Origin of the sequence: Paenibacillus sp. EKM212P (assembly GCF_011066115.1) — a bacterium.
GTDB lineage: Bacteria > Bacillota > Bacilli > Paenibacillales > Paenibacillaceae > Paenibacillus > Paenibacillus polymyxa_B.
Window position 1 is genome coordinate 199,654 of sequence record NZ_JAAMNR010000005.1, and the last position, 15,344, is coordinate 214,997.

Sequence of the window (15,344 nt, forward strand, 5' to 3'; positions counted from 1 at the left end):
GAATCCAGCCACATACCCATCGTCCGAATATCTGCTACCTTCCGTGATATGGTGAGCCCCGTAAGAGCGCCTTACTCCGCTTCATTCTTGGAGGAAGTAAATAGGTCTTGAGGAAGCTCATCCCTCGTGATCACGTAATCGCTGTTGAACACTTTTATGAGATGATCCAGGGAGTTATATTGTCCGTTGCGGACGAAATCGCCCGTCCATGTGGTGAAAAAGAGCCAATGCGCTGAATATGCTTGAAGCAATTCGGGATCGCCAATCGGGCCGTTTTCGGACAGACCAACCAGTTTCTTGCCTTGCACGAGTTTTACCAAGCTGTCGTACTTGCCGATACTTGGGTTATAATTAGCCGCCGGGTTGTAGATATCCACACTTACAATATCGACGACATCGTCCCCCGGATACCATTCGGGGCTCTCGGAGTTCCATACCCAGATCAGATTGTTCAGGTGATGGTAGTGTGTTAGACGGTCGTACATGATACGGTACAGCTGCTTGGCGGAGTCTGGCCCTTGGGCGCCCCACCAAAACCATTTGCCTTCCGCCTCGTGCAGTGGTCTCCACAGCACCGGAACGTGAGCGTCTTGGAAGCGTTTCAACTGAGCGGCAATGGCATCAATGTCCCGCAGGATTAGCTGATATTCTTCCGACTCGGGATGATTAAGCGCATATTGAACGTCGAATGTAGTAGCCTCGGTGTAAAATCCGCGATACCATTCTTTGCTTGGAATGTCATGTAGTCCCTTAGGGGCATTCCAGTGCCATACAAACGTGACAATTCCACCTTCTTTGGCCCATTGGATCGCCTTGTCCACCTCAGTTGAGGTGGCACCATGCTCGACGCGAGAGGGGGAGTAATCCATCATGTCCGTTGACAACATCGCAGGATACTTTCCAGTTTGGTCTTTAATCCACTGGGCATCCTCAAGAGTGTGCTGACCGGAAAGAATTTTGTCCCCGTAAACATCCACGAGATAACCCATGAGTGCCTTGGTTTCCATAGTCGCATCCGGGTTTACCGGCTTTTTCTCAATCTGATGCAGTTTCGAGGGGAGCACTGCTGCCAGCTTGATGTAGTCGATATGATACTGGCCCAAGTCGACATTGAACTGTATTGTATTGTTTCCCGAATTCAACATGATTTTACCGCCGGATACCTCGGAATAGCTTGCTGTTGTCGGAAGGGATATTTCGCTTGTCTGACCGTTGACCACCATATGGGTCTTTTTGTCACTATTTGTATTACTGTAACCGATTGCAATATTGTAAAGGCCACTTGAAGCTGCGTTATAGGCAAGGGTTAACGACCCTGTGCCTTTAAAGGCTGCGTAACCGGTACCAGAATAGCCTGTGCTGGCGGTTTCGGTGCTGACCTCACCAGTAATGACTCCGTCTTCGGCTTCAATTTTGCTGTTTGTAGCAGGCAAACTGGCGAATTCAACCTTCACGTATTCGATCCCGTAATATCCCCAGCCTCTTGAAAAAGTAACCTCGTTTGTACCGGCTTTCAACATGATTTTGCTTACCAACTTCTCGTTTACAACCGCACCTCCCGGAGGGGGAACCAGCGTTATGCTTTCAGCCATTGTACCATTGACCTCGAAGCTGGTATCCTTGGAGCCGGTGTCCGCCGGAATATAGTAACCGAGGCTCAGCTTATATAGACCTGCTGTCGGCACATTCACTTTAAACGTAGCCGTCCCGTCAGACTTGCCCGAATTTGGGTCATAATCATAAAAGAAGGATACATAGCCGTCGCCTTTATAAAGTGTATCGCCTGTATAGGGAGTATCCCGTTTTTCTACGCCGTAACCTTGAATAATTGCATCTTTGGAGCTGACAACTGTAGAAGGAGATTTGCCATTAGTGGATAAATCTTGACTTGCACCCATCGTCGTTTCGTCTTCAACATGGGTGACCAAGTTAGTTGATTCTGCTTTTGCTAAGCTTGGAATTAAATCGAGAGATACCAACAAAAAAGATAAGAGAACAAAACTAAGAATACCGAAAAATCTTCTTTTCCACGGATCTGGCATATGACTCACTCCTTGAATTTAGATGTTACCACCCTAATTGTCCTGCGGCGCAGCTTGAAGAAACCGTTTTCAAAAATAAAAAAAATAAATAATAAACAACTGCTTCCATAATCCCATCTTTATTTGTATGCGTTTTCAATATTTCCTTTTAAGTTTTTTAGTTCATCACCTCGCTTTAATTTCATCATAAATTAGAGGCAAGGCAGGAACCATACAATGAATTTCGGAAGAAATCATCCTTAAATTATGGATTTTTAACTCCGATGGTAAACAAACTTCATATCTTCTGAATTTGTCTGGGCGAAATTTGCTGAACGAATTCTTCCTTAATTGATGAATTCATTTCTAAATTTCCGGAATTCTTTAGGTGTTTTTTTATGATGTTTCTTAAAAGACTGAATGAAGTGATTTACATGATTGAACCCCACTCTGTGGGCTATTTCAGTTATTGTAGAATCTGTTGAAATTAATAACTCGCTGCTTTTCTTGATACGGTACTTAATTAAGTAGTCGTAAGGTGTCATATGAATGGTTCTCTTAAAACTACGAGTGCATTCCGAAATACTTAAATGTGCTACTTCAGCAATTTCTTGCAGTGTTATATTGTCTGAATAGTTTTGATGGATAAAGCTGAGCATCAATTGAAGTCTTTCCTGTTGCAGTTTCATGTATTTAGGTGCTTCCTCAGAAGACAGAGAAATATTAGATATTAAGACTAACCATAATTGTGCCGTTTTGATGGAAACCTCGTATTCCCAGCCCCATTTTTTTTTCATATCAAATTTCTGTTTCATATCCCAAAGCATTTGCAGTATTTGAATTTGCCATTCAACATCTCCTTTGATTACGAATGACAATAAGAGAGAGTTTGTATAAGGAAGTACATAATTTTTTTCCATCGCACTATCTGCATAAAAGGCCAGCAGCTTCTCAGGGAAATTAAAACTGACATATTGACCGTTATGTGTAAGGTGTGTAGTAACGTGAAGGACACCCTTATTAATTAAAATGGCCTGACCTGTTTCTAATTCATGATCAATCCCGTTAACTTGTATCACTAGCTTTCCTTTGGTAACCAAAGTGATTTGTAGTTCCTCATGCCAATGTAAATCGTTGAATCCTCTACCTTGAGGATTACTTGCATGAATAGTATGGGTGTACATGATGTATGGAAATGAAATATCAGGATATAGAATGGTCTCATGCAATTGTTTTTCCATTTTAGAGAGGTCCTTTCTGATGACGATATTTCTATATAAATTAAAGATATAGTTACACAAATAAAACAAAAGTGATGATATTATTATACCAGATCTTCGGCTTATCATTACAATCCTGTGCACAGGCGATTGGATAAGACATCTTGGAGGCGTACATGTGAAAATAAATCAATCGTCGTTACCGTTTCATCCGTATATTTTGCTTTTAATTAGCATACTGTCTGTTTCTATCTCATCCATCATGATAAAATCCTCAGATACTCCAACCTCTGTGGCTGGGATGTACAGATTGTATATGTCAGTACTCATAATGCTTCCTTTTGTACCTTGGAAAATGTTCCGTTCCTTAGAAATGAACAAAAAAGATTGGAGTACTGTTTTCATAGCTGGTCTTTTTCTCGGGTTGCATTTCTTATTCTGGATGGAATCTTTAGTATATACCTCAGTTGCGAGCTCCATGGTCATCTTATCCTTACAGCCTTTATTTGTAATGATGGGTTCATACATTATGTTCAGAGAACGAGCAAATATATTAACCATTCTTTGTTTGATCGCCGCTCTTGTCGGTTCAATCATTATAGCTTGGGGAGACATTGGGATTTCGAGAGAGGCATTAATCGGAGATGGATTATCTTTAGTAGGAACAATTTTGGTTTCAGCATATATGTTGGCAGGACAGAAAGTAAGTCACAAAATAAATGCAAATGTATATAGTGTTATTGTTTTTTTTATTGGTGGCAGTGTCATGCTGGTCTACAATTTGTTGAATCATTATGCCTTGATCGAATATGGCTCGTCGGATTGGATGTATTTCTTGTTACTTGCAGTAATCCCAACTATTTTTGGACAATATATTTTTAATCTGTTGTTGAAATCAATGGGTGCAACTACGGTCTCAGTTGGTATTATTGGAGAGCCTGTTCTTGCCATAATTCTCGCTTACTTATTCTTGGGAGAAATAATCTCTGCATTTCAATTCATAGGTGGAATCATGACTTTATTCGGTATGGGGATGTATTTTTGGGCAAAATCTTTAAAGTATACTACGGTTGCAAAATATTAAATTTGAAATTCATTATCGCGAAATTGAAGAAAACAATCGATGAGGAGAATGTTTAGATGGCAACGATTGATGATTTTTTGAAACTAGATATTCGAGTTGGAACCATAATTAAAGCTGAGTTTTTTGCAGAAGCAAAAGTACCTGCTATTAAACTTGAAATTGATTTTGGACAAGATATCGGAATAAAAGCTTCGAGTGCACAAATTACAAAAAGATATGTGGCTGAAGATATTATAGGGGAACAAATCATAGGTGTAGTCAACTTTCCACCTCGACGGATAGCAGGCTTTAAGTCAGAGGTATTGGTCCTTGGAGGAATTCCCGAAAAGGGGGATGTGGTTCTATTAAAACCAGATATCAAACTACCTGACGGAACACCTATTGGGTGATAGAGCGCTTGTTTAATGTTTAAAATATATAACTTCACAACAGGCAAGGCATTGAACTAACGGGATACGATCGTTCGATAGCAAGTGAAAACAGATAGCGGCAGACGAGGATTTTATTTTCATATCCTAGTCTGCCGCCTTTTCTTTTATTGGTCTGTCTACAACTTAACTTTTTTGATTCATTAATAATCTGCAACAGTTAGGCTGGAAATCACGAGTGTCACCAGTCCAGCAAAAGAACAATTCTCCATACCAGCTATGCGCCTTATGCCTATCTGGCTGGGATGCTGCGTGTCCCCTCTGTCATCGGGGAGGCGCAGAGCGGGCACACCGGCGGCGTGCCTGTGCTGGCCGCGCTTGTACGGCGTCCGCTTGTTGTGTCGCGACGCATCCACGCTTTGCAGGCACCGTCGGTGCATTTCCACACAGGCACGTTGATGCGTGGTTCCGCCGGAGACCCTGCCACCGATGAGGTCGGCCGTACCGTAGCGCTTCCTGGTCCCGGCCTGCTGCTCACGCGGGTCGCTGTGCTAGACGCTGGCGATCCAGCACCAGCACGGTTGCTATACCCTGAAGCACCCTTTGGTTGGCCGAAGCTGCTGCGGCGTGCTTCCGGCTTGGAAGCCTCAGGGGTGACCCCATAGGCTTCCAGCAGGAAGCGTGACACGGCGGCAGGCTTGCCATGATTAGAGGCGGGAGAGGTGATGTACAGCAACTCCTTCGCCCGGGTGACGGCCACGTAAGCGAGGCGGCGCTCTTCTTCAAGCGCTGCATCGTTATCCACAGCCGTAGTCGGGGCGGCGCCTGCCCGCCGATCCTCCGGAAGCTCGCTGTGCAGCGCCGAGCTGTGCGGCAGGATGCCCTCGCTGGCTCCGATCCAATATACGCAAGGGAATTCCAGCCCCTTGGCGCGGTGGATCGTCATGAGCCGAACAGCATCGCTGTCTTCTTCTCTGCGCAGCGATTCCATTTGGCGGTGACGCTCGGAAAGCTCGTCCGCAAAGCTGACGAACGCCTCCACGGTGTCAAAGCGCTTGGCTGCCGTTTCGAGCTCCTCCAGACTTTCTTGCATCGTTTCCTTATAATGAGTCCACGCGCCCGTATCTCCACTTTCCAAATATTTGTCATAAAAAACGCGCCGCATTTCTTGAATGGCATAGGCAGGTTTCATTGTAGTGAGACTGCGAATCAGACGAATACGCTCTTTCACCTGCTCACGCTGAAAATCACGTAGTCGATCCCAGCGGCTGAGATGAATCAGCGGGTATTTTTTAGCCTGCTGTTTCTCCTCGCGCATAATCCATTCCATCCCCGCCTCACGGGATACGTACAGCGGCCCGAGGGTGCTCGGAATGGATTCCATACGCCGGGGATTTAGCGACAAGCGCAGGTGATCCATTAAGGGACGAATCAGGGACTGATCATAAAATACAGCCCCTGCTCCGTACTGAATAAATGGAACATCCCGCATAATTAATTGCTCAAAAATAGATCGGCTTCCGCTGGCTGTCCGGTGCAAAATAGCGATATCCCGGTAGCGCAGCCGACCTTCCTCTACCTGTCCGAGTAGATGGGTAACAATATGCCCCGCTTCCTCCTCGGGTCCGGATGGGGTGGCAAACTGCGGCGGCAAGCCTTCACGCCCGGCAGCTGAAAGACGCTTGGAGCGTCGATGAACATTTTTGGCGACAATGTTAGAACCAAGCCCTAAAATCCGCGCATCGCTGCGATAATTAATATCCAGGGTAATGACCTTTGCATCCTTATAGACCTTGTCAAACTCCAGAATGGATTCCTGGCGTGCCCCATTAAAGGTATAGATCGTCTGATCATCATCTCCGACGACCATCAGATTGCGATGTCGGGCAGCCAATCGCTGCACCATCTCATATTGCAGGGCATTCGTATCCTGAAATTCATCGACCATGATATGTGAAAAACGCCGCTGAAGCGGCTGAAGCACATCCGGGTCACGCAGCAGTGCGGAGGCACGCAGCAGAATATCGTCAAAATCCATTTTATTGCGCTCCTGTTTCCACGCTTCATAGGCGAGCATGGCACGCTTGGCATCCGATTCCTCGCGCACGGTTTCCGGTAGCTCGTCCGCGCTGCGGCCTTCCGCTTTCCAGGCGGAGAGGGCAGACAGCAGGCTTTCTGGCTGGAAAGCCTCGCTGAGCCCAAGCTGCCGCAGCATCATTTTCATGACGGTATGCTGGGCCTGCGTTTCGCCGAACACTTCATCTTGCACGCCACGATGACGCAGCATCGCCAAAGCGAATGAGTGAAATGTGCGTGCCTGAATTGCGCGTGCAGCGGCAGGGCGCACACCGGGCAATCCCGCGATGCGCAGTTTCATTTCGGCAGCTGCCTTGCTGGTGAAGGTCACCAGCAGAATGGACGATGCAGGGACATCCCGCATCGCCATCAGGTAGCCTGCGCGGGCAGCCAGCACTGTGGTTTTGCCGCAGCCAGCCCCTGCAAGGGTTAGAAGGGGGCCTTTGCCGTGGCGAACGGCCTGAATCTGCGGGCGATTCAGGTGAATGCCGGCGTTCTCTAAAGCACGAAAATAGGCCGAGTCTTGGTCGGTGTCGGGCACCAGCGTTATACTGGTATCCATGGAAGCACGACGTGCCTGAGGGCTCGACGTTGAATAAGGAACCCCGATGGGTCGGGGGTAAAAAGAAGGATTTGGGTCCATAATCCTGAAACCCCTTTCGTTCTTAAAATCTTCCATTTTCACAAATGGGGGTAGTTTTTGGTATGATAGAGTTCTAGTCAGCTTTAGCTGACGATAAGAACAAGGCGATGGACTAAAATAATGCTGAAATTCATGCGGATCTTGGCGGAGCAACAGAACGTCAATACGTTGACGCTAATGCCTATAGCCTTCAATCAGGCGATATGACCGCATTCCATTATACAGGAGTTCGAGGTTTGCCAACAGAAAAAAACTTTGGGATATACGGACGGTACAGTGAAATCCGGCTGGATATGGGGAGGAAATAACGATGAAGCTGATTCAACGTATAAAGGAAGGCGCTAATCGCGCAACAGAAAAGGCGCAGCATGCTGTCGAGATTAGTAAGATCAATTCACAAATTACAACGATTCAGCAGGAAATGGATGTTCATTTCTTACGAATGGGTCAGATCTTTTACGAAGGCTACCGAGCATCCGACATGTCGGTGGCAGAAACCGAGATGACACAGCTATCCACCGCATGTGATGAGCTTCAGGATGAAATTGACGAGCTGCGCAGTAGAATTGCAGAATTGAAAAACGCTCATTTATGCACCTGTGGAGCGGTTGTGCCTCTGGATGCGAACTTTTGCCCCAAATGCGGACGCAAGCTCAATGAAGGACAGGCTGCTTCCAAACAAGTGGCTGCTGTGCGTGAAGAGGTGCCAACGGACGTCTATTCTTTTGATCTGCGCAAGCCAGAGGTAGTGAAGGATGCTGCACCTGCTTACACGGAGTATGCAGAACATGAAGTAGTCGATCGGCATGAACAGGAACAGGATGAGCGGTATGAAACACACGAACCAGCGGGACTAGACCGCGATTACACAGTGTCTGATTTTACACCGGAAGAAAAAGCGGCATTCGACGCTGAGTGGGAGCGCCGTCGTCAGGAAGAGCTGGAAAAAGAACACCGTCGTCTTGAAGAACTGGCACGTGAGCGTGAGCGTCAGGAAGAGCTGGACGAGCGGATTCGATATTGGAAGGCCAACAACTCCGGGGCTGATAAGCCGGCAACGCCGTCTGCACAAGTACGTGAAAATGTAAAATGCCAAATCTGTACTGCAGAACTACCCAAAGGGTCCAAATGGTGCCCGCGTTGCGGAGCTGAACAGATTTGACGCAGCCGAACAGGCTGCTGCAGGACACAGACATAACGCCGGGCAGCATAGGGGGAACAGAATATATGGAGCGTTTGCTGCATCATCTGCGGAATCTGGGTTTTACGGAAATGGAAGCCAAGGTTATGGTCGAGCTTTCGAGGCAAAATGCGGCTTCCGGCTATGAAGTGGCTAAGCGTCTGGGTGCATCGCGTTCCAACGTGTACGCGGCTTTACAGCGTTTGGCCGGGCAGGGATACCTCAGAACCAGTGCTGGAGAGCCTGTTCGTTACAGCATGCTGCCACCGGGTGAATTGACCCGGATGATCGAAGGACAAATGCAGGAGTCCCTGCGTGCGGTGGAGAAGGAAATGCCACGAACAGAACCAACCAAGCCGACCTTTTATAATGCGGAAGGCGATCGGAAGGTGCTGGAAAGTCTGACACGTGAATTGGAACGGGCAGAGCATGAGATTGTGTTGGATTTGTGGCGCGAGGAAGCCGAACTGCTGCGGACAGAGTTGGAGAAAGCCGAGAGTCGAGGTGTGCGTCTGCTCTGGTCCTGCGATAACGGGGAAAGCATGATGGGACCGTGGTTACCGCTTAGGTCTGGTACAGACGGACAGGAACCAGCAGGACGCAAGTTTTCTTTTGTTATTGATCGGCGTTGGTGCATGCTGGGTATGCGGGGAGAGAATTGCCTGACACAGGCGCTTATTACCGAGCATCCGGTAATGACAGGTCTGCTGCTTAATCATTTTGCTCAGGATCTTATTCTGTATGAGCTGGAGCATGATATGGGCAGAGAGCTGTCGACCCGGTATGGCTGGCGGTATGAAGGCATTATCGGCAAATATATGTCAGCTGGAGAATAGCTAAAGATTACCGGTTAGGAAGTTCCATCAGTGCCCGGCATATAGATGTAATATAGCCCGCCTTATGAGGCACGAATTGATCCGATGTAATCAGGCGGCGAGTTTTTTCTGGGTTCGGCCCTGACGTAATGCCTTGGGCTTCGATAAAGGGAATATGGCCTTCAAAAAGGGCCAGTGCTTGGTCAAGATCTGCTTCGTACAGTCCGGCTACTTCTTCTTGCTGGAGGTGATAAGCTTCCAATGGCTGGTTCGATAGCAGTCCAAACACCGAGCTAACCTCCCGGTCCCAAAAAGAGGTGCCTTGTGCGGTACCTTTGCTTTCATACCGAACGGTCATCAGCGGTGTTAATGAGGTAAAGGGAACATGAATACCCAGTTCTTCCTCCAGCTCACGAGCCGCCTGAGACATATCTTCGCCTGCCGTCAAGTGACCGGCTGCTGTAATATCGTAGCATCCGGGGAAGGTGTCCTTCGTATCCTGACGCTGTTGGAACAGCAAGCGACGGCCTGTCGAAGTGTCTCGTGCTAGCCAGCAGTGAAAGGTATGGTGCCAGTATCCCTTGGCATGTGCGTCTTGTCGCGAGGCTGTGCCAAGAGAGTTGTCTTCATCATCGTAGATATCTAGAAGCTCGCTAGTCATCGTGGTTCCTCCTATAGTAAGCAGAAATTCAAAGGTCTACTTTACAGTATAACGTGTTTTCTGTCCTGACGATATGAAGGCGGGTGTGGAATGTGGAGTGGCATTTGGGGTATGCTGGGAACATAAGGATTTGCAACATTACACAGGTTTATGATTGAAAGGAGCGATTTTACATGGAATGTATAGTACATTTTCGAGTCATGCATCCGGAGGAACCCAAGGAACTTCGTGGGTTAATTATGCTGGAAAGTGGGGGCAAGCCGGGGATTGATCAAATCACGGATATGTTCAAAAATATGGGCTATGATGTCCGCCCAGACAATCCGGACGAATTGATTTTTAAACCAGTCGATGTCAGAGCCAATTATACATATATCCGGGTTATTGAGCTGGATACGGGTGAGGAAGTCTACCAGGAAGATAGGGATTTGCGCGCGATTTTGGAAACTTTGCTGAATAAACGTTAAAGATCAGGAGAACTAATCGATGAAATGAGATAGAGCGATCCTGTCGCCATTCATAGGAACGGAGAACAATGATGAGATTGTATATTATCCGACACGCTGACCCCGATTACCCCAATAACACCATCACACCGGAGGGACATTTGGAAGCCCAGGCACTAGCCAAGCGGCTTTCCAGTCACGGACTGGATCGAATTTATGCCTCTCCTTTGGGGAGGGCTTTGGATACGATGCGCTACACCGCCGACTCTCTGGGTATGACTCATGAAGTAGAACACTGGACGCAGGAGCTGGCTCTAAAGCTGGAGGAAACCCCATACGGCCGTCTTTCCCATTGGGATTTGCCTGGTGAAGTGATCCGTTCCGAGTTGCCCCTGCCCACTCATGACTCTTGGCAGGAGATTTCCTATTATCAGGGAACGCAAAGCCCTGAAACCTTCGAGCGGCTGAAGCTTCATTCCGATGAGTTCCTGAAACGGCAAGGCTTTGAGCGGGTGGAGGGCAGGTACCGGATTCTGAAGCACACTGAAGATCAGGTGGCGGTATTTTGTCATGGCGGCTTCGGGCTGACCTGGCTTGCTCATCTGTTGGAGCTGCCATTGCCCTTGGTCTGGTCCGGTTTTTGGATGCCGCCTAGCTCCGTAACCACGATCTTGTTTGATGAGCGCTCCCAAGAATGGGCAGTTCCCCGTTGCATCGGCTTCGGTGATGTTTCCCATCTGTACGCTGAGGGCTTGCCCGTCAGACCCCGTGGCATTATCACCAATTTCAACTAATTGGATTTTTTATACCATGCCAAAACGGCTTAAGACGATACACCGTCTTAAGCCGTTTATTGTAGTCATATAAATGGGTTGAGTCAGCGTGCTTCCACGTACCCTTCCAGCTTGGAAGTGCAATGTGCGCAACGGGTAGCGGCTACAGGAATTTCGGATAGGCAATGTGGACATTCCTTGATCGTTTTTTCCTGAGGAGGTTTTTCTTCCTCTTTGCGTTTCAGCATGTTAATCCCTTTGACCAGCATGAACACACAGAAGGCCACGATCAGGAAGTCCAGCAGGACGTTAATGAACTGACCATAGGCGAGGACCGCAATCCCTGCTTCTTTGGCCTGTGCCAAAGTCATGCGTGTACCGTCAGCATTTAAAGGACCGGCATTTTGTAAAGCTACATACAAGTCTGGAAAATTCATGCCGCCCAGAAGTTTACCAATCGGAGGCATGATAATATCGTTTACCACAGAAGTGACAATCTTGCCAAACGCTCCACCGATGATAACACCGACCGCGAGGTCAATCACGTTACCCCGTACAGCGAATTCTTTAAATTCTTTTATAATACCTTTTCCGCTCATGTGAGTGCTCACCTTCTTTGCATAAAATCATTTATCTATAATACATGCTATGTCAATTGAGGGCAATTCCAAATTGATGTATTGCACTTTGTCACAAAATCACATGTTCATTTGTCTTCTATATGTAAACCAATAATGGAGGCGATGTATCGTGAGTTTAAGATTCAATCACAGAGCAGTGAGTCCTAGCACGTTCAAGGCAATGATGGAGATGGAAAAATATATTTCCGGTCGTTTTACAGACAAAGTATTGTACGAACTACTGAAAATTAGAGTATCCCAAATCAATGGATGTTCCTATTGTCTGGATATGCATGCGAAGGATTTGCTCAAGCTGGGGGATTATGCTGACCACATTTTGCAGCTAGCCTTATGGCGGGAGGTTCCTTTGTTCACGGAAAAAGAACGTGTTATGCTTGAATTAGCTGAAGCGGTCACCCGTATTTCTGAACAAGGGGTACCTACGGATTTGTACAATAGGGTCAGAGAACAGTTTACAGAGGAAGAATACGTAGATTTGATAACCGCAGTTAACGTGATTAATAGTTGGAACCGGATTGCAATTGCAACGGGGATGTATCCGGGCATTCTTTAATGAACAGGGGGCTATGCTTTGTCTGGCAAAGAACATAGAATTGAACAACAATCGGTGGATTTAAATCTGGAGGAGCTGTATCAAAGATATCGCAAATATTCTTTTGCCATTGCTTATCGCATGCTTGGAACGGTTACAGATGCCGAGGATGTCGTTCAAGACTGCTTTGTCGTGCTGAAGAATAAGCCCCTGGATGATTTACACAATCCCAAAGCCTATGTAGCCAAAATGACGATGAATCGGTGTCTAAATCTGTTGAACTCTGCACGCAAGCAAAGAGAGACATATGTAGGACAGTGGCTGCCGGAGCCGTTGGGTGAAAGTGCAGATCTTCCTGCGGATTGGTTAGAGCGTAAAGACATGATATCTTACGCTTTTCTGGTTTTGCTGGAGCAGCTAAAGCCGATAGAGCGGGCTGTTTTTGTGCTGAGGGAAGCTTTTCAATATGATTACAAAGATATTGCGGAATTACTGGGGAAGACGGAGAGCAACTGTCGTCAGTTGTTCAGTCGCTCCCGTCGTATTCTGTCTTCGGGAGAATCTGCCCTTGAGGCTCAGTCCAGTCGCAATGTGAATAACTCTTCCCGAATAAAACTACTAGAACGTTTTACAACCGCCTTTCTTGCCTACGATGTGACTGCTATGCTGGAACTACTGGCTGAACAACCTGTATTCGTGTCAGATGGCGGAGGTAATGTGCATACGGTGATGAGACCGATGGTTGTACGGAAAGGTGTTCTTGCCCTGTTGACTTCTCGTCGGGTATTAACCGTTTTACGAGAAAGAGATGTGTTCCACACCGTCATCAATGGCGAGGTCCAGCTGGCATTTCTGGAAGACGGAAAAGTGAGAGAAACCTTATGCCTCATACTGACACCGGACGGGGAGCATATTCAGAGTTTTTATTTAATGGTCAACCCAGATAAGTTGGGATACATTCATATAGGACAGAAGAAGCAAACATGCGATAAAAAGTAATCATCGAAACAGCAAAAACCTTGAATCCTGCTAAGGATCAAGGTTTTTTTTGTTGTTTTCACAACTGCCGGGCTTGATGAAGAGCCAGATCGCCTACCCAGGGAAGCTTGAGCCACTTTCCTTGGCCCGCACGAATTAACAAGATAATCCACAAGGCAAGGCTTGCCAGCGTTAGCAGGGAAGCGAGGAAAGGACCGAGTAGCGGAATGAATCCGACCAGCACATGTCCGATCATGAGGGCTACAAAAAGAAGTATGGATTGCAGTGCGTGAAATAATACGAATCGGCTTTTCTTTTCCAGCATGACAAAGGCCAGCGCGCCAATAAAGGCGAACAAATAGCACAGGACAGCTGCTATATTTTCATCCAATCCTGTGGAAGACTTATAGACTGACATGTCAGGCATATCCTCCTTTATAAAAGATTCAAGCTAAGTCTCCGTACTATACAAGCTATGAGGGCAGGATTGAAGGATATGCCCGATCTCGGTAAAAAAATTGGCTCTACACAAAGGATAAGCGGTCAAGCGAATGGATATACTCGAATTTGGCGATAACCTTTTTTTACTTTATTGGTTTGCAAATGACCGATAAAGTGCCACCTTCCGTGGTTGAAAGGTCTCCCATTTGGACTGCGCTTCTGTCGCATCGCCCACAAGCTTCGCAGATTCGATGTTCGACTGCAGGCAGACGAGCTTGCAGACTCATTGAACCACTTCCACCTTACGAATTGCCTGATAGTCTTTCCCGAGAATCCGTTTCGGTTCCCGCCAAACGTTTTAGAAACGTATTTCTCCAGTTTAAGGACAATTCTTCCACTTCGAGAATTTGTTTAATACCCTCGATATGAGCCTTCTCTTGATGCATAATTCGATTGGCAAATGAAACCGTAATTGCTTTCGGATGGCGATGAAGGAGGGATAATCCCTCGGTTTTAGAGACAACTCCCTCTTCCAGAACGCGGAAGTAGAATCCCGTGTAGCCTGTTTGCTGTACCTTCAAGGGCATGTCCGGTACGCCGTACTTGATGGACAACTTGTAGCAAGGCTGTCTCGGCTGGCTAACTTGAACGATAGCTTTGCCAAGCTTAAAGACGTCTCCAATGCAAACGTCGGATTCTAGCAAACCCTTTATCGTTAAATTTTCCCCGAACGCGCCGTAATCGAGCGGTCTCCGCAATTCATTTTCCCAGAACGGATAGTGCTCGTAGGGATATACGCATACAGCTTTCTCTTTACCCCCGTGATGAACTAGATCGCCCTGCCCATCCCCTTCGAAGCTTAGATAAGATAAATACAAATATTCATCTGTGGCCGACTTGAATATCCCCGTAGAAACGTCCTTCTGATTAAACTGGATCTGTTTGGGCATGCCGACATTAAGTGAAAGGATTTTAATAGATGCCATTCGGATCACCCCTACTTCTAAATTTTGGTCAACGAGTTTTGCTAGATGCTTCTATATACTGCGTTCCTGCATATGTTCGCCCGCCTGAAGCGAGAATTTCTATGATGATTACGCCTTTTACATTTCGGTAATTCCTCTTTTGACTCTGTTCGTCTCCGTTTCCATTTTACACTCCTCTATGCGCTATTTGCGAATTTTCGATTAGTCTCCGTTAATGGGATAGAGTCCTTTTTGGGCAACTCATCGTTCCGGGAGCGATATTCTCGTTCGAACATACCCGATCTCGGTAAAAAAATGAATTAGATAATGTGTATAAAAACACGAAAAAGGCTGAACGAAAAAGATTCGCTCAGCCATTTACATGGTTACACACAGGTTTTGCACATGTTGTACGCACTTTATCCACCGCATATTAGTGTTTATCCACAAAAACAACATGATTTATACACAAATTGTGCACAAACTGTAGACAATATTAC

General features: G+C 46.7%; 15 protein-coding genes. 8 read left to right on the forward strand and 7 right to left on the reverse strand.

Annotated elements, in window-relative coordinates; all coding sequences use genetic code 11:
• Window positions 1-71: 71 nt before the first annotated feature.
• Window positions 72-2,042, reverse strand: coding sequence for a glycosyl hydrolase (locus tag G9G54_RS16460; protein WP_165178881.1), 1,971 nt, complete (start codon window positions 2,040-2,042; stop codon window positions 72-74).
• A gap of 326 nt (window positions 2,043-2,368) precedes the next feature.
• Complete coding sequence (locus G9G54_RS16465) at window positions 2,369-3,262, reverse strand: AraC family transcriptional regulator (protein WP_165178882.1); 894 nt, start codon at window positions 3,260-3,262, stop codon at window positions 2,369-2,371.
• Between the two features lie 241 nt (window positions 3,263-3,503).
• Here G9G54_RS16465 and G9G54_RS16470 point away from each other — a divergent pair, with 241 nt between their 5' ends.
• Window positions 3,504-4,325, forward strand: coding sequence for a DMT family transporter (locus G9G54_RS16470; protein ID WP_238808174.1), 822 nt, complete (start codon window positions 3,504-3,506; stop codon window positions 4,323-4,325).
• A gap of 56 nt (window positions 4,326-4,381) precedes the next feature.
• A complete protein-coding gene (csaA, locus tag G9G54_RS16475; RefSeq protein ID WP_025719785.1) occupies window positions 4,382-4,714 on the forward strand; it encodes a chaperone CsaA in 333 nt (110 codons plus the stop codon).
• A gap of 271 nt (window positions 4,715-4,985) precedes the next feature.
• Here csaA and G9G54_RS16480 read toward each other — a convergent pair whose 3' ends face one another.
• On the reverse strand, window positions 4,986-7,412 hold the full coding sequence (locus G9G54_RS16480) for a UvrD-helicase domain-containing protein (RefSeq protein WP_165178884.1): 2,427 nt from the start codon (window positions 7,410-7,412) through the stop codon (window positions 4,986-4,988).
• Window positions 7,413-7,722: 310 nt separating this feature from the next.
• Between G9G54_RS16480 and G9G54_RS16485 the strand changes: the two genes are divergently transcribed.
• Complete coding sequence (locus tag G9G54_RS16485) at window positions 7,723-8,574, forward strand: zinc ribbon domain-containing protein (RefSeq protein ID WP_069010833.1); 852 nt, start codon at window positions 7,723-7,725, stop codon at window positions 8,572-8,574.
• Window positions 8,575-8,639: 65 nt separating this feature from the next.
• Complete coding sequence (locus G9G54_RS16490; RefSeq protein WP_165178885.1) at window positions 8,640-9,428, forward strand: TrmB family transcriptional regulator; 789 nt, start codon at window positions 8,640-8,642, stop codon at window positions 9,426-9,428.
• Between the two features lie 7 nt (window positions 9,429-9,435).
• On the opposite strand, the gene G9G54_RS16495 is transcribed toward G9G54_RS16490, so the two are convergent.
• Entirely contained in the window at window positions 9,436-10,068 is a 633-nt protein-coding gene (locus G9G54_RS16495; RefSeq protein WP_165178886.1) for an NUDIX hydrolase, read from the reverse strand.
• 173 nt (window positions 10,069-10,241) lie between these two features.
• Here G9G54_RS16495 and G9G54_RS16500 point away from each other — a divergent pair, with 173 nt between their 5' ends.
• On the forward strand, window positions 10,242-10,535 hold the full coding sequence (locus G9G54_RS16500; RefSeq protein ID WP_025719794.1) for a hypothetical protein: 294 nt from the start codon (window positions 10,242-10,244) through the stop codon (window positions 10,533-10,535).
• Window positions 10,536-10,606: 71 nt separating this feature from the next.
• Complete coding sequence (locus tag G9G54_RS16505) at window positions 10,607-11,308, forward strand: histidine phosphatase family protein (RefSeq protein WP_025719795.1); 702 nt, start codon at window positions 10,607-10,609, stop codon at window positions 11,306-11,308.
• An 83-nt stretch (window positions 11,309-11,391) separates the two neighbouring features.
• Here G9G54_RS16505 and mscL read toward each other — a convergent pair whose 3' ends face one another.
• Window positions 11,392-11,886 carry a large conductance mechanosensitive channel protein MscL gene (gene mscL / locus G9G54_RS16510; protein ID WP_165178887.1) on the reverse strand — a complete coding sequence of 165 codons (495 nt, stop codon included), beginning with the start codon at window positions 11,884-11,886 and terminating at the stop codon, window positions 11,392-11,394.
• Between the two features lie 151 nt (window positions 11,887-12,037).
• Between mscL and G9G54_RS16515 the strand changes: the two genes are divergently transcribed.
• Window positions 12,038-12,481 (forward strand): carboxymuconolactone decarboxylase family protein, encoded by a 444-nt coding sequence (locus tag G9G54_RS16515; RefSeq protein WP_069010897.1) that lies wholly within the window; start codon window positions 12,038-12,040, stop codon window positions 12,479-12,481.
• An 18-nt stretch (window positions 12,482-12,499) separates the two neighbouring features.
• The gene (locus G9G54_RS16520; RefSeq protein ID WP_165178888.1) at window positions 12,500-13,459 is read left to right on the forward strand and encodes a sigma-70 family RNA polymerase sigma factor; all 960 of its coding nucleotides are present in this window, start codon (window positions 12,500-12,502) and stop codon (window positions 13,457-13,459) included.
• A gap of 58 nt (window positions 13,460-13,517) precedes the next feature.
• Here the strand turns inward: G9G54_RS16520 and G9G54_RS16525 are convergent, their stop codons facing one another.
• On the reverse strand, window positions 13,518-13,856 hold the full coding sequence (locus tag G9G54_RS16525; RefSeq protein ID WP_165178889.1) for a DUF4870 domain-containing protein: 339 nt from the start codon (window positions 13,854-13,856) through the stop codon (window positions 13,518-13,520).
• A gap of 325 nt (window positions 13,857-14,181) precedes the next feature.
• The gene (locus tag G9G54_RS16530) at window positions 14,182-14,865 is read right to left on the reverse strand and encodes an MOSC domain-containing protein (RefSeq protein WP_165178890.1); all 684 of its coding nucleotides are present in this window, start codon (window positions 14,863-14,865) and stop codon (window positions 14,182-14,184) included.
• Window positions 14,866-15,344 lie beyond the last annotated feature (479 nt).